The sequence below is a fragment of the Mycobacterium sp. genome (genome assembly GCF_040509115.1).
Lineage (GTDB): Bacteria > Actinomycetota > Actinomycetes > Mycobacteriales > Mycobacteriaceae > Mycobacterium.
Genome location: NZ_JBEVLO010000498.1, coordinates 1 through 19324, shown reverse-complemented (window position 1 = coordinate 19324; position 19324 = coordinate 1). Strand labels below are relative to the sequence as shown.

General features: G+C 67.1%; 23 protein-coding genes. 12 read left to right on the top strand and 11 right to left on the bottom strand.

What is annotated here, in order from left to right:
- The 3 genes from ABW137_RS33740 to tcuA all read right to left on the bottom strand — a co-directional run.
- Nucleotides 1-571, bottom strand: a 571-nt coding sequence (locus ABW137_RS33740) for an MmgE/PrpD family protein (protein WP_526406957.1), incomplete at its 3' end; no start/stop codon positions are given.
- Nucleotide 572: 1 nt separating this feature from the next.
- Nucleotides 573-1994, bottom strand: coding sequence for an MmgE/PrpD family protein (locus tag ABW137_RS33735; RefSeq protein WP_526406955.1), 1422 nt, complete (start codon nucleotides 1992-1994; stop codon nucleotides 573-575).
- The gene (tcuA, locus tag ABW137_RS33730; RefSeq protein WP_526406953.1) at nucleotides 1991-3535 is read right to left on the bottom strand and encodes an FAD-dependent tricarballylate dehydrogenase TcuA; all 1545 of its coding nucleotides are present in this window, start codon (nucleotides 3533-3535) and stop codon (nucleotides 1991-1993) included. The genes ABW137_RS33735 and tcuA overlap by 4 nt, the downstream gene beginning before the upstream one ends.
- 173 nt (nucleotides 3536-3708) lie before the next feature.
- Here tcuA and ABW137_RS33725 point away from each other — a divergent pair, with 173 nt between their 5' ends.
- Nucleotides 3709-4665: a LysR substrate-binding domain-containing protein gene (locus tag ABW137_RS33725; RefSeq protein WP_526406951.1), complete on the top strand. Its 957-nt coding sequence runs from the start codon at nucleotides 3709-3711 to the stop codon at nucleotides 4663-4665.
- Nucleotides 4666-4834: 169 nt separating this feature from the next.
- On the opposite strand, the gene ABW137_RS33720 is transcribed toward ABW137_RS33725, so the two are convergent.
- Genes ABW137_RS33720 through ABW137_RS33710 form a run of 3 tightly spaced genes read right to left on the bottom strand, consistent with a single transcriptional unit; the run spans nucleotide 4835 to nucleotide 7218 of the window.
- The gene (locus ABW137_RS33720; RefSeq protein ID WP_526406949.1) at nucleotides 4835-5680 is read right to left on the bottom strand and encodes a glycerophosphodiester phosphodiesterase; all 846 of its coding nucleotides are present in this window, start codon (nucleotides 5678-5680) and stop codon (nucleotides 4835-4837) included.
- Nucleotides 5681-5684: 4 nt separating this feature from the next.
- Nucleotides 5685-6857 (bottom strand): DUF4328 domain-containing protein, encoded by a 1173-nt coding sequence (locus ABW137_RS33715; protein WP_526406947.1) that lies wholly within the window; start codon nucleotides 6855-6857, stop codon nucleotides 5685-5687.
- A gap of 19 nt (nucleotides 6858-6876) precedes the next feature.
- On the bottom strand, nucleotides 6877-7218 hold the full coding sequence (locus tag ABW137_RS33710; RefSeq protein WP_526406945.1) for a rhodanese-like domain-containing protein: 342 nt from the start codon (nucleotides 7216-7218) through the stop codon (nucleotides 6877-6879).
- 473 nt (nucleotides 7219-7691) lie between these two features.
- On the opposite strand from ABW137_RS33710, the gene ABW137_RS33705 reads away from it, so the two are divergent.
- Nucleotides 7692-7850, top strand: a complete 159-nt coding sequence (locus ABW137_RS33705; RefSeq protein ID WP_526406944.1) for a hypothetical protein — start codon at nucleotides 7692-7694, stop codon at nucleotides 7848-7850.
- Nucleotides 7851-7912: 62 nt separating this feature from the next.
- Here ABW137_RS33705 and sodN read toward each other — a convergent pair whose 3' ends face one another.
- Nucleotides 7913-8335, bottom strand: a complete 423-nt coding sequence (gene sodN / locus ABW137_RS33700) for a superoxide dismutase, Ni (protein WP_526406942.1) — start codon at nucleotides 8333-8335, stop codon at nucleotides 7913-7915.
- A gap of 86 nt (nucleotides 8336-8421) precedes the next feature.
- Here sodN and ABW137_RS33695 point away from each other — a divergent pair, with 86 nt between their 5' ends.
- The 3 genes from ABW137_RS33695 to ABW137_RS33685 all read left to right on the top strand — a co-directional run bounded on the left by ABW137_RS33695 (nucleotide 8422) and on the right by ABW137_RS33685 (nucleotide 10369).
- Nucleotides 8422-8709, top strand: a complete 288-nt coding sequence (locus tag ABW137_RS33695; protein WP_526406959.1) for a S24/S26 family peptidase — start codon at nucleotides 8422-8424, stop codon at nucleotides 8707-8709.
- 192 nt (nucleotides 8710-8901) lie between these two features.
- Nucleotides 8902-9435 carry a peptidase gene (locus tag ABW137_RS33690; RefSeq protein ID WP_526406940.1) on the top strand — a complete coding sequence of 178 codons (534 nt, stop codon included), beginning with the start codon at nucleotides 8902-8904 and terminating at the stop codon, nucleotides 9433-9435.
- 535 nt (nucleotides 9436-9970) lie between these two features.
- Nucleotides 9971-10369: a helix-turn-helix domain-containing protein gene (locus tag ABW137_RS33685; RefSeq protein ID WP_526406938.1), complete on the top strand. Its 399-nt coding sequence runs from the start codon at nucleotides 9971-9973 to the stop codon at nucleotides 10367-10369.
- A gap of 59 nt (nucleotides 10370-10428) precedes the next feature.
- Here ABW137_RS33685 and ABW137_RS33680 read toward each other — a convergent pair whose 3' ends face one another.
- The 3 genes from ABW137_RS33680 to ABW137_RS33670 form a co-directional block, all read right to left on the bottom strand.
- Complete coding sequence (locus ABW137_RS33680; protein ID WP_526406936.1) at nucleotides 10429-11553, bottom strand: hypothetical protein; 1125 nt, start codon at nucleotides 11551-11553, stop codon at nucleotides 10429-10431.
- Nucleotides 11550-12041: a DUF955 domain-containing protein gene (locus tag ABW137_RS33675; protein WP_526406934.1), complete on the bottom strand. Its 492-nt coding sequence runs from the start codon at nucleotides 12039-12041 to the stop codon at nucleotides 11550-11552. The genes ABW137_RS33680 and ABW137_RS33675 overlap by 4 nt, the downstream gene beginning before the upstream one ends.
- 62 nt (nucleotides 12042-12103) lie before the next feature.
- Nucleotides 12104-13411 carry a hypothetical protein gene (locus ABW137_RS33670; RefSeq protein WP_526406933.1) on the bottom strand — a complete coding sequence of 436 codons (1308 nt, stop codon included), beginning with the start codon at nucleotides 13409-13411 and terminating at the stop codon, nucleotides 12104-12106.
- Between the two features lie 219 nt (nucleotides 13412-13630).
- On the opposite strand from ABW137_RS33670, the gene ABW137_RS33665 reads away from it, so the two are divergent.
- From ABW137_RS33665 to rraA, 7 genes are all read left to right on the top strand, one after another.
- Nucleotides 13631-14287, top strand: a complete 657-nt coding sequence (locus ABW137_RS33665; RefSeq protein WP_526406931.1) for a DUF6474 family protein — start codon at nucleotides 13631-13633, stop codon at nucleotides 14285-14287.
- Between the two features lie 15 nt (nucleotides 14288-14302).
- Entirely contained in the window at nucleotides 14303-14848 is a 546-nt protein-coding gene (locus ABW137_RS33660) for a hypothetical protein (protein WP_526406929.1), read from the top strand.
- 37 nt (nucleotides 14849-14885) lie between these two features.
- Nucleotides 14886-15608, top strand: a complete 723-nt coding sequence (locus tag ABW137_RS33655; RefSeq protein ID WP_526406927.1) for a YcnI family protein — start codon at nucleotides 14886-14888, stop codon at nucleotides 15606-15608.
- Nucleotides 15605-16117: a copper resistance CopC family protein gene (locus ABW137_RS33650; protein ID WP_526406925.1), complete on the top strand. Its 513-nt coding sequence runs from the start codon at nucleotides 15605-15607 to the stop codon at nucleotides 16115-16117. The genes ABW137_RS33655 and ABW137_RS33650 overlap by 4 nt, the downstream gene beginning before the upstream one ends.
- A complete protein-coding gene (locus ABW137_RS33645; RefSeq protein WP_526406923.1) occupies nucleotides 16114-17046 on the top strand; it encodes a CopD family protein in 933 nt (310 codons plus the stop codon). The genes ABW137_RS33650 and ABW137_RS33645 overlap by 4 nt, the downstream gene beginning before the upstream one ends.
- A 92-nt stretch (nucleotides 17047-17138) precedes the next feature.
- On the top strand, nucleotides 17139-17576 hold the full coding sequence (locus ABW137_RS33640) for a hypothetical protein (RefSeq protein WP_526406921.1): 438 nt from the start codon (nucleotides 17139-17141) through the stop codon (nucleotides 17574-17576).
- Nucleotides 17577-17613: 37 nt separating this feature from the next.
- Nucleotides 17614-18099, top strand: a complete 486-nt coding sequence (rraA, locus tag ABW137_RS33635) for a ribonuclease E activity regulator RraA (protein ID WP_526406919.1) — start codon at nucleotides 17614-17616, stop codon at nucleotides 18097-18099.
- A gap of 58 nt (nucleotides 18100-18157) precedes the next feature.
- On the opposite strand, the gene ABW137_RS33630 is transcribed toward rraA, so the two are convergent.
- Nucleotides 18158-19324: flavin-containing monooxygenase (locus ABW137_RS33630; protein WP_526406917.1), on the bottom strand; the 1167-nt coding region annotated here is incomplete at its 5' end.

Below are 19324 nucleotides of genomic sequence, written 5' to 3'. Positions count from 1 at the left end.
CGAATGTGCCCGCAATGCCCAACGCGTCGGTGATCTCCTCGGGCGTGAGCTGCTCGAGGTTGCCGATCGCGGCGACGGCGCCGAAACCCCCGATCAGTGAACTGGTGTGATAGCCGCGGGCCAGGAACCGTTTTCCCGCCACGAAGCCGAGCCGGATCATTACCTCGTATCCGGCGGCCACCGAGGTCAGCAGCTGGCCGACGGACCGATCGCGACACTCGGCCACCGCGAGCGCCGCCGGTATCACCGTCGATCCTGGGCGTGCCAGCGATGAGCCGTGTTTGTCATCCATCTCCAAAGCCTGCGCGAGGGATCCGTTGATCAATGCCGCTGATTCTGCGGGTAGTCGCTGCCCCGTGCCGAGGACGGTCGCCCCGGAATCCGGCCCCCACAGCCCGGCCGCTCGCCGCAGCGCGCGACCCGTCTCCTCGTGGCTATCCGCGGCTGCAACGGATACTCCGATCGAATCCACGACGTGCCACTGGGCCGCCCGCCGCACCTCTTCCGGGATGTCTTGCGCGCGTAGGGAACTGCAGAATTCCGAATAGGTGGTTGCCAGCGTGTTGGTCATGTCAGCTCTCCCGCGTGACGGCTGCGTGCAGGTGTGCGGTCAAGTCTCCGACCGGATTGGCCCGGTTCTCCAGGTCGCGCACGATCTGTTCGATGCTCCGAGCCGCGTCATCACCGATGATGCGGGTGGCCAGGTTGTGGAACTTGGCCGACAGGTCCGCCTCGGAGATGGGGTTCTTCCAATGTCCGCTGCGGTAGGTGACGCTCTCCCGGTGGGTATCGCCGGAGCGTGTCGTCAACGTGACTCGCACCGCGCGCATTTCGTCCTTCCCCAGGGCGTCGAGGTCGGGTGCGATCACCACCTTGACCCGATCGGCGAGCGCCAACACCTGGGGGTCGGTCAGCCGTTCGTCGGTGTAACCGTCGATGAACGCCGTGCCGTCGATGAGGGTGACGGCAGCGGTGTACGGCAGATTCATCTGCGCCGTGATGGTCTCGCCGTTCGGTACGTACGGCCACCCGCAGTGCACGTAGACCATCTCGGTGGTCTCGACCAGGACGCTCTCGACGTCCTCGGGCGCAACGTTGGAGGCGGCCCGGATCGCCCGTAGTGCGTCGACCGACGTTTGGCTGCTGGCGAGCGAGGAGTACTGCTTGAAGCCGTTGCGGAGTATCTCCCAGTGTTGCCCCAAATCATTGGTCGCGTAGTCCAGGTCGTACTCCGAGGCGTATGAGGAGCAGAACCCGCCGTACGGGGCCTCGAGGACATCCCGCACACCCGTCAGGCCCTCGCGGGCGGCGAAGGCCGCGATGATGCCGTTCATTGCTGCCTTGCCGGAATGGAAGCGTTTGGCCATCGCCCCGAACTGTGCGGCCATCAGGCCCGCGGCCTGCGAGCCAGCAAGCCCAAGCGCGTTGACGTACTGCTCGGTGTCCAGGTCCAGCAGCTTCGCAATTGCGGCGGCGGCCCCGAACGTGCTCGTCAGACCGCAGGGATGGAAGCCTCGATGAAAAGCGCTTGGGCTCACGGTGTTTCCGACGCGGGTGCCGACTTCGTAGCCAGCGACCAATGCGGCGATCACCTGACGCCCGTCGAAGGGGCCGAATGCTTCGGCGACGGCAAGTACCGCGGGCACCACGCCTGCGCCGTAGTGCGACATCGATTGGTCGTGGCAGTCGTCGAGCTCGTAGCCCTGGGCGGCAGTGCCATTGACCAGGGCAGCGCCCAGTGGGTCGACCTTGACCGGGTGGCCCCACACCGAGGCCGTCTGCGCTTGGCCGAACAGCGAGACGGTGTTGAGCACCGCGTTGGCCCATGGGGTGGCTGAACCGTAGATTCCACAGCCGATGCTGTCGAGTACCGCATGCTTGGCCATCGCGATGACGGGTGCCGGCAAGTCTTCGTACCGAAACTGCGCGGCGAAGTGCGCGAGTTCCCTTGTAACTGGTCTGGTTTCGGTGCTGTTAACAACAGTGCCGGTCATACGTGGGCAATCCTTTCGTCGCCATGCGACATGCTTGAATTCAGTTCGACGGCGTTGGCGCAGCGTGCCGCGCTCGCGCCTGCGAGGCGGCCGAATACCGCACCGCTGGTCAAGCCGCTTGCGCCCGGGTAGTTGTAGTAGAAGATGCCGCCCACCATCTCCCCTGCGGCGAATAGACCCGGAATGACGTGCTCGTTGACGTCGACGACTTGGCCGTGGTCGTCGATCTTGACGCCACCGAACGTGAAGGTGATTCCGCAGGTGACTCCGTACGCGGTGTACGGCGGCGTGTCGAGCTTGACCGCCCAATTGCTGCGCGGGACCTCGAGGCCGTCGGCGCTTCGCCCATCCTTGATGTTCGGGTTGAACGGTCGGTCGTCCCGGACCGCCGCGTTGAACTCTTCCAACGTGCGCAAGAGCTGGGCGCTGTCGACCTCGGGAAGTTTGGCGGCCAGCCCATCGAGAGTGTCGGCCCGGACCTTCGTGACCGCACGCGTGCGATATTCGTCGCGCAAGAGGTGCGCGGTCTTGCTGTCGAAGATCTGCCATGCGACCTGACCAGGCTGCTGAAGCACGGCGCGCCCGTACTTGGCGTACGTGTAGTTGCGGAAGTCCGCACCCTCGTCGACGAACCGCCTTCCCTCGGCGTTGACCATTATCGAGAATGGGTAGTTGTGGCGTTGGAACTGCGGGGTGAGCCTCAAATCGCCGAAGTCGGAGGCGTTCTGCTCCCAGGCGACGGAGTGACAGCCTGACCAGTGTCCGTACGGTTGAGCCCCGAGTTCCAATGCCATCGTGAGGCCGTCACCGGTGTTGTACCGGCTACCTCTCACCTTGGCCAGATCCCACCCGGGTCCCAGGTAGCGGGAACGCATTTCGGCATTGGCCTCGAACCCGCCGCACGCAAGTACTACGGCACCAGCCTGCAGGTAGCGGGTGGAGCCCTCGATCGTCGCCCGCACGCCGTGGACGCCGGTGTCGTCGTGGACGAGTTCACGCACCCATGCCTCGTAACAGATCGTTACGCCCCGCTTCTCGGCGGCTGCGTACAAACCGTCGATGAGACCCGGTCCGCCGGAGGCGACCGCCACGGTCGCACCGCCCCAGAACTTGAACCTGCCATCGATCTTGTAGGCCTGGCGACCGAAATCGGGCATGAAGCGGATGCCCTGGTCGCGCATCCACATCATGGTCTCCCTGCTCCTGGACACCAGGAGTTCGCACAGGTCGGGATCCGTGCGGTATTGGGTGATCCGCCCCATGTCGTCGTAGAAGTCAGCCTCGGTATAGCTACCGAAGTCGGAGACGCTCATGTCTTCATCGGTCAGGTCGGGGGCCAGTGCGCGAATGTCGTCGGCACCGTCGTAGGCAAATCGCATGAGACCGTCGGTGTACGCACTATTGCCTCCGCGCTGCGACTCGGGTGCCCGCTCCAACACCGCGACCCGCGCCCCACCTTCGGTGGCACTCAACGCTGCGCACAACGCAGCATTGCCGCCGCCCACCACGATGACGTCGTACGACTCATCGCCTCTTGCCATGCCCATCGATCAACTCCGATTTCTGCTTGGTTACCCGGGACCCTTCCCGGCCAGAATGTGATGCGAGTAACCAAATTCTAGAGCAGAAACACATAGCGGATTAGACCATTATGCGATAGCGGTATACTGAAATGGCATAGCCGCGATCGGCCGATGGAACACTAGGAATGGGCATGAAGCTGCAGCAGCTGGAATACGTCTTGGAGATCGTCCGGCAGGGGTTTCACATCTCCGCCGCAGCCCGGGCCCTTCACACGTCTCAACCCGGTGTCAGCAGACAGCTGCAGCTCCTGGAAGCCGAGCTTGGCTTCCCCCTCTTCGCGCGGACCCGCAATCACATCGAGGGGTTGACGGAGGCCGGGACCGTCGTCGTCGATACCGCCAAGCGAATCCTCGCCGACGTCGACAGCATCGGCTCACTCAAGCACGATCTGCTGGCCAGCGATCGCGGAACATTGACGATCGCAACGACACACACTCAAGCCAAGTACGTGCTACCACCGGTGATCGGCCCGTTCATCGCCGAATATCCGGACGTGCAGATAGTGCTCAAACAGGGCGATCCCGTCGGGATCTGTCAGATGGTGGACGAGGGACTTGCGGACCTTGCCCTGGGGACCGAATCGCTCACCACTTTCCCCAGTCTCGTTCGGCTGCAATGCTTCACGCTCGATCGGGTGGTGGTAGCACCCGTCGGACATCCGCTCCTCGATTGCGGCACCCTGACCCTCGAGGAGGTGGCCCGATATCCAATCATCACCTACGACAACCGATTCAGCGGACATTGGAAGGTGCGCGCAGCTTTCGAGTCCGCGGGACTGGAACCGAAGGTGGTCCTCAGCGCGATCGACGCCGACATCTGCAAGACCTACGTGGCAATGGGTCTCGGAATCGGCATCCTGACCGCTGTCACCTTCGATGCGGAGCGCGATCGGGGGCTTCGGGTCATGCCGGCGGACCATCTGTTCGATTCCAGCGCCGTGTACATCAATCTGCGCGCCAGCACTTACTTGCGCGCCTATCTGCTTGATTTCATCGGGCGCCTCGCGCCAAGTCTGACGCCGGACGTCATTCGGGACTCGTTTCAGGGCAGGCATGGCATACTGCGGCGAGATGCCTTGTCGCCCTGACACTCTCGTCGAGATGAGCGCGATCGGCACCACTGACCGGGAGTCCGCCGAGGGTTTTCCGCAAACCCATTGCACACGAGTCGTCACCGCATCGTCCATCGCGCCCTGCCTGCACCGGCCAGAATGGTCGGCGCTCGGGAACGGGCTCCGGAGCCCCAACTGCCCCTCGTCAGGGAGTGTCCCCGTCCGGTTGGTCCAGACCTGCCTCGGTGAGGCCGTTCTGGAGCCAATCCTTGGTGCGCCCGGGGTGGTTGGTGGCAACCCAGGCCACCCCGACGTCACGGCAGTACCGAACGTCCTCGTAGTGGTCGACGGTCCAGCAGTACAGCGCACGGCCGTGAACTGCCGCCCGGTCCACCAGTTCGGGGTGCTCGCGCAAGGTCGCGATCGACGGGCCGACCGCCGTCGCACCGACCGTCGTAGCCGCGCTGCCGCCAAGGTAGCGCGACGTCTCGCCGAGAAGCACGGTCGGGAGCAGCGGCGCAGCCCGGCGGATCCGCCACACCGCGGCCGCCGAGAACGAGATCACCACCGCACGGGACAGATCGGCCGACGCCGGCGAGGCGATGCCGTACCTGTGCAGCAGCGCCAACACCTTGCTCTCGACCAGCGCGCCATAACGCACCGGATGCTTGGTCTCGATGAAGATCTTGACCGGCCGATTCCAGTCGAGGACCAACGACAGCAGGGCATCGAGAGTCAGCAGTCCGGTGTCACCTTGGCTGCCGTCGGCCCGCCTGCTGGGATGCCACGCGCCGTAGTCCAACTCCCGCAGCTCGGCCAGCGTCATCTCGCTGACCAGCCCGGTTCCCGTTGACGTCCGGTCCACCCGACGGTCGTGCACGCACACCAGGTGGCCGTCGCGGGTAAGCCGCACGTCGCACTCGACCCCGTCGGCACCCTGCCTCAACGCCAGGTCGTAAGCGGCGATGGTGTGCTCGGGCAACTCGGCAGAAGCACCGCGGTGGGCCACCACGAACGGATGACCCGCGAGCGCGCCCTCGCCCGAACCCATGAGGCTATGCTGCCGGTTCTTCCCGCTTGGACTCAACCGGAACCGCCGATTTCACATCCGATTTCACGTCCCGTTTCACATCCGATTTCGCGGCCGATTTGGCATGGACCTTCGAGTCGCCGCCCGCGTTGACCAGATCCTGCTGCGCTTCGGAGGTGGCCGGCTCGGAATCGTCCACTGTCACCCGGTCACGTGGCGTTTCGTCGGGCACGATCACCCAGCGCTTGACCGGCCGATCGACCGGTCTGCGCTCGAAGCCGCCGTACACCTTGAGGGTCAGCAGCAGCGCTGCGAGCGACCCCAGATAGGCGACGATCGTGGCCACCGTGTTGTCGGCGATACCCTGCGCGTCCCGCGTGAAGCTGGTGGCGATCGAGAACACCGACAGAAGGAAGCTCATCCACCAGCCGCACCACCAGGCGGCGATGGTGCCGCGCAACTGGGGCAGACGTCCCTCGAAACGCGCGAGTTCGATTACGAACACCGGCGCCCAGAACAGGTTGACCACCGGCACCAGGCACCCCAGCCAGATCTGCCAGGCCGGGCGGGGATCGGTCGCCCCGTGCAGCGCGTACGCCGCCGCGCGACGATTGATCAGCCAGTTGATCAACACGACCATGGTGGCGATCAGCGTGAAGAACGCCAGCACGCTCGCGACGATGCCGCCCCACGTCGCGGCGCCCGCGACGATCGGGTTGAGCAGAGTGCTGCGGTTGATGAGCAGCAGCGCGTACCGGACGATGTGGACCACCGCGGCGACGCCGAGCACGATCAGCGTGGCGGTCAAGGTCGCGCGAACCAGCCGCGGCGACGTAGCGGGCCGTTCCACCACTGGGACGGTCGGAGCCACCTCGAACTGTTCGTGAAGACCCCACCGGGGAACCACCGCATACCGCGGAGTTGGCCCGAGGACGCGCTCGTTGCGCCGGGCTGGGGGTGCCGCACCCGGCCGTACCGCGATCCAGCGGTAGCCCTGCGGCAACCGGCTGGTCGGACCTGGTTGAGAACTCTGGGGCGAGCCCGGCTGGGCCGTCCCCGGGACCGGCGCTGCAGCCCACTGCGACGGCGACGACTCAGCCGTCGGCGCGAGCAGCGCCCCCTGGCAACGTGGGCACCAGACGCGCTGACGGTCGCGGACGTTCCACCGCGTTCCGCACCGTGAACAGACCTGGATCACCTGACCAGCCTACGGTTCCTCAGATGGTGCCCGCACTGCCGTCGTCGGTGACGACGGGACGCCCGGCTTCGCTCCACGACAGCATGCCGCCTGCGACGTTGATCGGCTCGTAACCGTTGCGGGCCAGGTACTGCGCAACACGCTGCGACCGGCCGCCTGCGTGACACACCACGTACAGGGTGGCCTCGGTGTCGATCTCCGCCATGCGGGCCGGAACGTCGCCCATGGGGATGTGCTGCGCACCTGCTGCGTGCCCCCGCGCCCACTCGTCGTCTTCGCGGACGTCGAGGAGTACGACCGACTCGTCGAACGTCACCGGTACGTCGGCGATCTGCGCCTGAACTACCTCGTCCTCGCTCATGTCGACGAGTCCACGTGGTTGTCTCCTCCACCTTCGATGCCCGGATTCATGCCCACAATGCTGGCACGGGTGCCGCAGCAATCACGTCCCTATCCACAGTTTCCACAGATTCATCCACAGGCACGCAAACTCGGCCAGCCCATCTGAGCCGGTGATTCACCGAGTCAGCTGAAACGGACTGGGGATAACGCCACGGGGTGGCGAGCGCGTGATCAACAGGTTTCGGGCCGGGGAGCGAAGGGCGTCGAGCAGTTGAACGGAAATGCGGTCGACCAGTCGCGCGGTCAACCGTCGTGCGGTCGCACCACGGGGGTGCGCCACCTGCCCGATCCGACAGGTTCGCCCCGTCCGTCAAGGCAGGCAGCAGCGGATTTTCGTGCGGCTAGCACAGCGGCTATGATCGGCGACACCAAGAATGCTTGTGACGGATCTCACTGGGGGACCACATTGATCGTGCAGGTCAGGAGCTGTTGATGGCATCGCATCCGCTGGGCCCGAGTTCCGCCGTCCCACCCTCTGGGTGGCAAACCTCCGCGCACGTGCACACCCAGAGTCATCTGATGGCATGCCTTCGCGCGGGGATCATCGCCTTGGTCCTTCTCGGCATCCTCGCGCTGATCGTCCTTACCTAGGGCGCGAACGAGGGCCGACCCGGCGCTCACGCGCCAAGCCGGCCCTCGCTCCGGAAGCGTCGTCAGGCTGGCGGGTAGACGCCCATTTCCTTGGCCTTGTCGGTCTGCCAGAAGATGTCGGAAATCTTGTCGATCGTCGCGAGCAGCTTCTCGGCCTCGGCGACGTCGGTCGACTTCTTCACTTCACCAGCGCCGTGGATGCCGTCCCAGAAGAGCTGGTGCAGCTCGGGGAACTGCTCGAAGTGCGCCGGGGCGAAGAAGTCGGCCCACAGCACCATCAGGTGGTGCTTGACCTCTTCGGCGCGCTGCTCCTTGATGATGATGGCGCGGGTGCGGAAGTGGTCATCGTCGGAATCGTTGTACTTCTTCAGCGTCTTGAGGCACGAGAGCGCCTCGATCTTGGCCTGCGCGGGATCGTAGACGCCGCAGTACAGGTCGCAATGAGCGTGGGCGGGTGTGGCATTGGAGAAGAGTCGATGCAGCATGGCCTTTAACCTACCCTTTGGGGGTGGGCGGCAACCATCCTTCTCGACGCTGGCCGGTGCGTCGTTTCGCCGTCGTCGAGGACTCGATGCGTCCCTCGCTGCAGCCGGGTGATGGTCTGCTCGGGCTGCGCTGGGGCCGGGCCAGGAGTGGCCAGGTGCGGGTGTTCCCCGATCCGACGCTGGCTCCGGGTGTTCCCACGCGGTGGCTCGTCAAACGGGTCGGGGGAGTTCGGGGAGCTGGCCGTGACGCGACGTTCGAGGCACTCTCCGACAATCCCGACGCGCGAGGGGTCGTCGACTCCAGGAAGTTCGGCTGGGTGCCCACTGCCGGCTCCTATCGCGTGGTGTGGACCGTCTCGACGCCCGTGGCTTGAGGTAGTGGATCCGAGCATCTGATCCCGACCCTGGCTCGACCCTGGCTCGGCACTGGCTCGACAGACTGGCTCGGGAAAGATCGGCACTGGCACTCGTGTCCTCTTGCGTGCTAACGCCCTCCTACCGCATCCTGTCGAAATCGACCCACAGCCGTGTCGGGCGGCAGCAGTACGCACCGATCGGAGGCGATGATGGACACGGGATCGCATGGAGCCGTCGAGATTGCTCCGTTCCACTCCGGCGGATCGCTGAAGGGTTTCGTCGTGTCAGGTCGGTGGCCGGACTCCACCAAGGAATGGGCGCAACTGTTGATGGTGGCCGTTCGGGTCGCGTCCCTTCCCGGATTGCTCTCGACCACGACCATCTTTGGCGTCCGCGAGGAGCTCCCCGACGAGCCGGCACCCGGCACGGTCGGGCTCGTCATCGCGGAGGGGACGGTCGTCGGGGCATCGGCAATCAGGCCGGGCTACTTCTCGGATCGACAGCCACCCGCGCTGCTCATGCTGCATCCGCCCTCGGAGACCACCCCGTCCCTGCCGGAGTGCGTGGGAGCGGCTTCGGGGTGCGTTCTGTTGCCGGGCCTTCCTCATCTGGGCCTCGATCACCGGGCGGCGTGGGTCGAGGCGGAGTCCGACGGCACCATCACGTCGATGGTGAGCCGCGTTGGCCTTGACCCGATCGCCCACCCCGACACCGCCGTCCTGGCGATGCTGCTCGCCGCCTGAATACACCCGTCACCGGCGCGCCGACGCCTTCCGGTGCGATGCACGCCGAGCCTTGATTGCTCCCCCGCTGCGCGATTCGTCGTCAGGCCGGGCGCTCAGGGCGGCTGGCTACTGTCCGCCGAACGACTGACAGGGCGTGACGGCCCTGCATGTTGCATCGCTTACGTGCGCGAAAGCTAAAACACAGCAACCCCAGCGGGCGATGATTATTTTGGTGAGCAAATTACCGATGTCGTTGGCTGGGGAACGTCGGAGGGTTGCCGGCCGCGCCCGATTGCCAGCTGCGGCGAATTCGTCGCCCGCGTTTCATCGGGGCAAAACAACTCGAGCGTTAGTATTAGCTTAGCGGGGCTGCACTTCGGCGGCGTTCACACCGGAGATCGGCCCTGCTAGACGACGCAGTTACGGGTGACCATGGAGGGCATGGCAGACTTTTCAGTGGTTTGCACTTGGTTGTCGGCGGAAGTCTCGCTACGATGATCAGCAAATACGCTGCTGACATGCCCGCTCGTAACGCTAAGTGGAGGACAGATAGATGAGCATGACTTTCGCCGCCAGGCTGAACCGCCTGTTCGACACGGTCTACCCGCCGGGACGAGGCCCTCACACGTCCGCTGAGGTCATCGCCGCACTCAAGGCCGAAGGCATCACGATGTCGGCGCCGTACCTCTCACAGCTCCGTTCAGGCAACCGGACCAACCCCTCGGTGGCCACCATGGCAGCCCTTGCCAACTACTTCCGTATCAAGCCGGCGTACTTCACCGACGACGAGTACTACGAGAAGCTCGACAAGGAACTGACCTGGCTGGCCAGCATGCGCGACGAGGGCATTCGCCGTATTGCAGCGCGGACGGTCGGACTCTCCCCAGAAGCGCAGCAGGATCTGGTCCAAAAGGTCGACGAGCTTCGTCGCCAAGAGCACCTGGACGATTAGCCGAGACACCGCGTCATCGACGCGGGTTGCACATTCGGCGAATCGGCGGCCCCATCGGCTCAGCCAGCTGCAACGCTGACGCGGTCCTCCAACGCGCGGTACTGCTCTGAGATGCCGAGGATCCATTCGCGGTCTGAGCACGACGACGGTTGACGCAGCCAATGCGGGCCGGGGAACCTTGCGCTCGTCGAATCCCCGTCCCCGCCGCGGCCCGCATGAATCCATTCCGCGATGCGTCGGGCCTGCTCGTCGGGCGGCACGTCGGGAGACCCCCCGAAGTCGTCGTCCGTGGCCGCCGCGGCGGCCTCGCCACCCAGCGCCCTGGTGGCCTCCAGGTACAACGCGTCCGAGATCATCGACATCTGCTCGGCGACGCGAAAGAGCAAGGGTCCCCGCGGACGAACGCCGATCCCCACGTTGGGGTGCCGTCGGCTGAGTTCGTTCAGGAGCGGCTGGATCACCCTGAGTTCGCGGCGCGCACCGAACCAGTCCTCGATGCTCGGCAACAACGACCCGCTGGCCACCACCAGCATCGCGCAGCCCAGCAGCGTGGCCGCTGCGCCAACGCCGATGAAGTCGGTGCTACCGACCGCCCGCAGCAGGAAGAACGCGCTCGCCAGCACGATGAGCACGACGCCCGTGGTGAACACGAAGAGCGCGCGGCCGCGGCGGGTCCGATTCGAGTGCCGAACCCCCGCCCACACCACCAGGGTCAGCGCCAGCATCACGTAGAGCAGCGGAAACAGCCACGACACCGTCAGCCCCCCGGAGCCGAGGTTGCGGCGCAGGTACTCCTCAGGGGCCATCTCCGGCTGTTGGGGGGCGGCGAAGAACAGCACGAGCGTCAGCACCGCGATGAGCGAGGCGATGCCGTACTGAGTCATCGCAATCCGCCTGATGGTCGACGGCTTGCGGTTGGACGCCGCCGACGTGATCATCACGCAGCTGCCCGCCGCGCAAGAGATCAGGGCCACCTGGCTCAACACGGTCGAGACGTTCGGCCACCGAACCAGGGTGTCGATCAGGAGGGTGAGCGGCTGCCAGTTCAGCGCGGCCACTAGGCCGAGACTGCCGAGCGCCAAGATCATCGCCGAGCTGACCAGGGATTGTTTGTTGACGAGTGCCCAGCCGATCCGCAGGCCTGTTGCCAATCCGAGAAGACCGGCAATCACCCAGATGATCAACCAAACGCCTCTCCGAGTCGGACCTGGACCATCGATGAACGATCGGACGGTAATCGACCCAACCGGTAGATCAGCAGAGCGGCGAAGTCCTCGGCCTCCTGCTCGAAGTCCTCGCCACTGGGACCCATGCAGCCGGTGCGCTGGTTGAGCATGTATCCGATGAGGTCGGAGCTCGCGAACTCGGTGTTTTCCCTGGCGGCCTCGACCACCGAGATGCCCTCGTGCCCAAGCACCAGGTGACCCAACTCGTGCGCGAGGGTCCGGTCACCCGCGGGCAGGCCCTGCTGGATCAGGAACTCGTCACGGTCGAAGTACTGCCGCCATTGACCACACACCCCGGCGGGCAGATCCGCCATCTTCAGCTCGATCGGTCTTCCGCGGTCCTCCGCGACGGATTGCACGAGACGCGCAAGCGATACTTCTCCGCGCCGCGGCGCGAGATCGAGGACCTCACTCACCGCACGCGTGACACGACGACTGGCTGGCATACCTACCCCCTCTCGATGACTCCACTATGACTGTCCGCTGGCGTTGGAGCGGACGAACCCCCTTAACCCACGAATCGCGCCGTCCCGTTCGCCCGCACCGCATGCCCGGCTCTGGCCTGCCGATACCCGAGAAGGCCACCCGCGCCGGTGAGGATCAGGATGCCCGCGAGGCCGGGTACCGCGACCGCAGCCACCTGCCCAACGCCCGCGCTGCGCAGGTACTCGCCGTACCCCACCCGGAAGGACGCCGGAGTGGCCGCGTTGTTGGGGCTGATTGCCGGTGGGTTCTCCTGCGCCCGCTGCGGCGCGTTGTTCGACGGGCCGGAATTCCTTGGCGCAGAAGGTGATCCAGGCCTGGGTCCGGCACCACCCGCGCCGGCACCGTTGCCACCGCCGCCGGGGATGCCTGCACCCCCTGGGATGACGATGACGGGAAGGGTGACGGGTGCGAACGGCAACTGGGCCGCTGCCGTGGCCAGCCCGGTCACGGCGTCGACGAGCGGCTCGACGGTGATGCCGGGTACTTGCGGCGTCAGTTCGCCGGGCGGGACCGGCAGTTGCATCTGCGGGGGTAGGTCGGGGCGACCACTCGGCACCTGGGCGGGCGATCCGCTGCTGTCGCCTCCGCTGCCGCTGCCGGGGGGTTGACCCACCGGCGGCGTCCCATGATCGGGACACGGTCCCCACCAGGGCCAGCCCCAGCCCCAGCCGGGGTGTTCTTCCTCGTGGTCGGGGTCGCCGTCGGGGTCGTTCGGGTCGGGCTCGCCGGTTTCGCTCGGTGCCGCCGTGCTGCTCGTGGTGGTGCTGGTGGGCTCGGTGGTCGGCTCGGTGGTCTTGGTGGTGGGCTCGGTGGTCTTGGTCTCGGTGGTCTTGGTCTCAGTGGTCTTGGTGGTGGTCTCGGTGGCGCCCGTGGTGGTCTCGGTGCGGCTCGTGGTTCCGGTGGGGTCGGGCTCGGCAGTTCGCGTCGTCGCGGTCGGGCCCCATTCGCCGGGGGTCGTGGACACGGTTTGCGGGATCGACGTCGACGACGGCTCAGATTGTTTGCTGGGCGACGGGCTGGCACTTCCCGTTGCGCCGCCGCCGGGACTCGTCCCGCCGCGATCGTCGCCCTGGCGCGGCGGGTGCCTGGGCCCGGTTCCTCCGACCATTACCGGTCCCGTCGGCCGATTCCCCGTCGCCGACCCTCCCCGGGAGGCCTTCGACGTGGGACCGACGGCCGTACCGCCGGGCCCGTCGACCTGCGCGCCGTCGTTGTCGCCGACGTGCCCAACATCCGGCTCGGCAAACGCCAACGTGGCACCGGCACTAGCCACGAACAGCCCCGATGCGACTACGCAGGCTGCCGCGGCGATGCACACTCGCGAAGCCACGTCCCCACACCTCTCACGACTCCACCGGGGCGCCCTTGCGGCACCGGGCCACGGCCTGGCCGATCCTTCACAATTCTTGCACAGTCACGCTCAACTGTTTGCTGGACGGCGGCATGCGGGGACTTGCGTCGGGGCCGAACGGTGTCAACGATCCAGCGGCGATAGTGTTGGCGACATCGATCACCTGATTGCGACGAGATGACCTGGAGGCAGCCGGGAATGGGCCTGTTCACGAGGCGGAAGAGTCGCGCGACCCGACGAGCCGAGGCACGCGCCATCAAGGCCAAGGCCAAGCTGGAGGCCCGGCTCGCCGCAAAGAACGAGACCCGACGCATCAAAGCGGCCGAGAAACGCGAGGCCAAGGCGATCAAGGCCGGGCTGAGGGCGCAGCGGGACAGCGACAAGGCCGCCATAAGGGTTGCTGAGGCTCAGTTGAAGGCCGTGCGTGAAGGGAAGCTGCTCTCGGCATCGCGCATTCGCCGTGGGCTGATGATCTCGCGACTGTTGGCTCCCGTCGTGGTCCCGATCGCCTACCGGGCGGCCATCGCGGCACGCGGCTTCGTCGACGGGAGGCGAGCCGACCGACTCGGCGTCCCGCTTAGCCAAATCGGGCAGTTCTCGGGATCGGGTGGCGCCCTGTCCGCCCGGATCGCCGGCGCCGAGCAGACGCTCGGAAAGGTCGCCGACAAGAAGCCCAAGGATGCCGAGACCAAGGAGTTCGTCGCCGCAGTGAACGGCAGGCTGAGGGACCTGTCCGCCGCGGTGACCGCTGCGGAGAACATGCCGACCCCGCGCCGCCGGGCAGCGCACAACGCCATCGCCGACCAGCTCGACGGTATCGACGCCGATCTGATGGCCCGCCTCGGCGTGGTCTGACCCACCACCCAACCCATGCTCGTCGCCTCGAAGGCTCCGGAGGCGCGCCTTCGCGGGGTCGCCGCAGGCGCGCTCACCGCGACCCTCTCGACGGCGTCGCACGCGATCGCCGGTGGTGGGCTCCCGTACGGCGCCGCTTCGGCGCTGCTCGTGCTGCTGGCCCTGGTGATTGGCGCCCTGGTGGCGACGATGGGGCGGGCCGCCGGCGTCGGGAACGACGTCACCCGCCTCGTCGCGCTCCTTGGGCTGGGGCAGCTGATCGGCCACACCATTCTCGCTGCCGCAGGCCACGCCCACGGGCAGGTGGCCGCGACGCCGTGGGGTGTGATGCTTGGCGCTCACCTGGCGGCGGTGGTGGTCGGTGCGGGGCTCATCGCGACGGGTGGATACCTCTGCGGGGCGATGTCGCGCGCGGTGCGCGCCGCGTCGGCGCCGATCCGTCAGCCCGTCCCCGCCCCCGCGCTCATCACGGGCGCTGGCGCAGACCAGCCGCTTCGGGCAGCACTCCTGCTCGCTGCGTCAGTGTCGCATCGGGGTCCGCCGGTCAGCTACGCCAGCTGACCGACCGACCACCTCACGACACAGAAAGCACAACCACATGAGATCCACCCCCACGGCGTCTTCGCGCGTCCTCCTCACGGCCGTCACGGCGGTCTCGGCCGTGTCCCTTGCACTATTCGCGGGCGCGGGTCAAGCGTCCGCCCACGTTCACGTCGACGCCACCGGCGCCTCCCCCGGCAGCACCGCCGTGCTGACGTTCCGGGTGCCCGGCGAGTCCGAAACCGGTTCACTCACAACGGCATTCAGCGTGACGCTGCCCAACGTCGCGTCGGCCCGCACTGAGGTCATGCCAGGGTGGACGGCGCGGCTGGACCGGGATGCCGCCGCCGGCACCGTGCGCTCGGTGACGTGGACCGCGGCGCCCTCGGTCGGCATCTCCCCCGATCAGTTCGCCCTGTTCAACGTATCGGTGGCACTCCCCAACGAGCCGTCCGTCGCGTTCCCCGCCACGCAGACCTACGCGGACGGAACGGTCGTGAAGTGGGACCAGCCGACGCCGCCCAACGGCGATGAACCCGAGCACCCCGCACCCGTGCTGAACCTGACCGGTTCGGCGGACGAGGCACCCGACCATCACCAACCCGCGCAGGCGCCCGCGATGGTGGCGTCGTCCGAACCGGCAGCGCCGTCGGAGGCCACCCCCGCCCCCGTCGCTCCATCGGCGGCACCCGACGACACTGCGCGGTGGCTCGCGGGCGGCGCACTGGTCCTCGCCGCGGCGGCGGTCGTGGTGGCACTCCTGGGACGTCGAAAGGCATGAGTAGACGGCTCACCGCCCCCCTCGTCGTGATCGTCCTCGCCGTGCTGGCGCTCGCGGGTGCGGGTACCGCCTCGGCCCACGCCACCCGTGTTAGCGCCGACCCCGCACCGGACAGTTCGGTCCAGACGGGCCCCGCCCGGGTCAGCGCCACGTTCAACGAGCAGTTGCAAGCCAACTTCGCCTCGATGACGGTCGTGGGGCCCGACGGCAACCTCTGGTCGAACGACGAGGTGACGGTGCAAGGCGCCGTCGCGACCGTCTCACTGCGGCAGCCGCTGGGGCCTGCCGGCACGTACACCGTCAACTACCGGGTCACCTCGGCGGATGGTCACGTCGTCAGCGGCGCGTGGTCCTTCGACGTGGCGACCGCGGGCAACGGTTCGCCGGGTCGGCCCGTCGCGGCTCCCGGCGACCCGGTAGCTGACGGTGTGCCAGTGTGGCCGTTCATCGCGTTGGCCGCGGTGATCGTCGCCGGCGGCGCGTGGGTGGCGGTACGACGCCGCAGATGAACCGGATCCGGGTGGTGCTCGCTGGCGCACTGTGCGTGACCGCCGCTGCCACGGCGGCCTGGGCACTTGCGTATCCACAGAACTCGTTGCCCACCAGCTTGTTTCGCGCCCTAGCCGACGGCGCGGCGGTGGTCACGCTGGGGCTCGTCGTGGTGCCCGCGCTTGACGATTCGCGGCATCGCGGCGAGCTCGCCGAGCGAGCGGCCGGTCCACTCGTCCTGGCGTCGGCGTGCTGGGTGGTGGCCGAACTCCTCCGGGTGTCCATCGAGGCGGCGCAGGCTGCGGGGACGTCCCTTGCGCTGGTCGGCGTCCGCACCACCTACGAATTCGCCGCCGAGACCGCCGCAGGCCGGACGGGGGCGATGTGTGTGGCGTCCGCCGCGGTCGTGTGCGGCGTGGCGGCGGTGGTGCGGGCCCCCAGGTGGTCGCCGCAGGCCATGATCGTGGCCGCCGGCGCTGCGGCCATCGGGGTGTCGGCGCGAAGCGTCGTTGGCCACCTCGGCGAGAGCCCGCTGGGAGGCATCGCCGTGGCCGTCCATGCGCTGGCGGGGGCGGTGTGGTGCGGGGTGCTCGCCGCGTTGGTTTTGGTGGTCGGTCATCGCGGGCAGTGGGCCAGGGTGCTGCCGCGGTTCTCCCGGTTGTCGCTGGTCTGCGTCGTCGTGCTGCTGGCCTGCGGGATGGTGGGGGCTGTGGTGGTCTTGGACGCCCCGGCCGCCCTGTACGCCACGGGTTACGGGCGGGTGTTGACGGCGAAGATGGTCGTCACCGCGGTCCTGATCGCGGTGGCGTGGCGAAATCGCGCAGGTTGGCTGCCTGCCGTCCGGTCGCACCGGGCGACCGCGGGCGTGTCGAGGCTGCGGTCCCGCGTCGAATTGGCGATCATGGCCGTCGCACTGACGTTGGCGGCTGCGTTGGCGGTCACCGGTTAGGTGCGGAGGCGCCGACTGGCATGATGGGCACCACTGTCGATTACCGATCGCACGCCGACTCTTGGACCCGAAACTGCAAAGGAGCAGCCACTATGGCCGACGAGCAGGATCGCCCGGGCGACGAGCCCACCGATCAGTCGCCGGACGCAGGCACGGCACCCACACCGCAACCGCCCGCCAAGAAGCAGCCGGCCAAGGCCGCCAAGAAGGCACCCGCGAAGAAGGCACCCGCCAAGAAGGCCGTGCCTGCGAAGAAGGCACCCGCGAAGAAGGCCGCGGCGAAGAAGGCCCCACCCCCGCCGCCCGCCGCGGTCGCGCCGACGCCCGCGGCCGCCACCAACGGTGACCGACCGGAGATTTCGCCCGCCAAAGAGGCTGCGGCGCAAGCAAAGTCGACGGTCGCTTCGGCGCCGCTCCCCATTCCCCTTCCCGGCCCCGAGCCGTCGCGGCTGCCCATCGCGGTCGCTGTCGTAGCGGGCCTGGTCGCCGTTCTGGTGGTCGTGCTCGCGCGGCGCCGTACCGACGACTGACTCCGTGGGAACCGGCCGGGCTGGCTAGCATCGAGCCGTGACCGTTACCCCGCGCGCGACCGCTGACCTCGTCGACGACATCCATCCCGATGTCCGGAGCTGCGACCTGCAGCTGCGGAACTACGGCGGGACGACGATGTTCGCGGGTCCGATCGCCACCGTGCGCTGCTTCCAGGACAATGCGCTGCTCAAGTCGGTGCTGTCCACGCCGGGCGACGGTGGGGTGCTGGTGATCGACGGCGACGGCTCGCTGCACACCGCGCTGGTCGGCGACGTCATCGCCGGACTGGCCGTCGAGAACGGTTGGGCCGGTCTGGTGATCCACGGTGCGGTGCGCGACGCGGCGGCGCTGCGCACCATGGACATCGGGATCAAGGCGCTCGGCACCAATCCGCGCAAGGGCACCAAGACCGGCGAAGGCCACCGCGACGTTGCGGTGACCTTCGGAGGTGTGACGTTCGTGCCGGGCGAGATTGCGTATTGCGATGACGACGGGATAGTCGTCGTCGGAGACGACGGTTAGGCAGGCGTCGTCGGAGACGACGGTTAGGCAGGCGTCGTCGCGGCCGACCTACCCCGGGCTAAACCGTCACCGCCGCACGGTGTTTGGTGAAGTGCAGCGCTTCGTCGTCGACCTTGCCCTGGCGGATCATCCGAAGGTCGAGGAAGTAGTTCTGCTTGAGCTTCCAGGGTGCCTTCGAGCCGGCCTTGGGCAGGGTGTCGAGGGCGCGGAGTACGTAGCCCGGGGTGAAGTCCATCAGCGGGCGTTCGTCGACTGAATTGCCGGGATGCTCGGGCACGACGGTGTCGAATCCGTTGGCGTCCATGTAATTAAGTACGCGGCAGACGAATTCGGACACCAGATCGGCCTTCAGCGTCCACGAGGCGTTGGTGTAGCCGATGGTGAAGGCCATGTTCGGGATGCCGGACAACATCATGCCCTTGTAGGACATCGACTGGGTGAGGTCGACCGGCTGGCCGTTGCGGCGGATGGCCGCACCTCCGAACAGGCGCAAGTTGAGACCCGTTGCGGTGACGATGATGTCGGCGTCGATGACGTCGCCGGAGTGCAGCTTGATGCCCTCGGGGACGAAGGTCTCGATGGTGTCGGTGACGACGTCGGCGTCGCCCTTGCGAATGGTCTTGAACAGATCGCCATTGGGAGCCAGGCAGAGTCGCTCGTCCCACGGGTTGTAGCGGGGGCCGAAGTGCTTCTCGACGTCGTAGCCCTCTGGGAGCCTGCGCTGGGCCATGGTCAGCAGTGTCTTGCGCATGTAGTTGGGGAATTTGCGCGCGAGCTGGTACTGCGCGGTGCTGAAGATGATGGCCTTCCACCGGTTGACCACGTGGGCGGCGCCTGCGGGCAGATACTTGTTGGCCTGCGTCGCGATGGGGTCGACGTCCGGCAGAGAGCCGATGTAGGAGGGCGAGCGCTGCAGCATCGTGACGTGGCCTGCGCCTCCGTTGACGAGCGCGGGGATGAGGGTGATCGCGGTGGCACCGCTGCCGATGACGACGATCTTCTTGCCGGTGTAGTCGAGGTCCTCCGGCCAGTGCTGCGGGTGGACGATGGTGCCAGCGAAGTCCTCGGAGCCGGGGAACGTCGGCGAGTACCCCTGGTCGTAGTTGTAGTAGCCGGTGGTGGCGAAGAGGAACGAGCAGGTCATCGTGATCTCGTCGGCACCGGTGTCGACGGTGAGCGTCCACAGGTTGTCGACGTCGGACCATTCCGCGGCGGTGACCTGGTG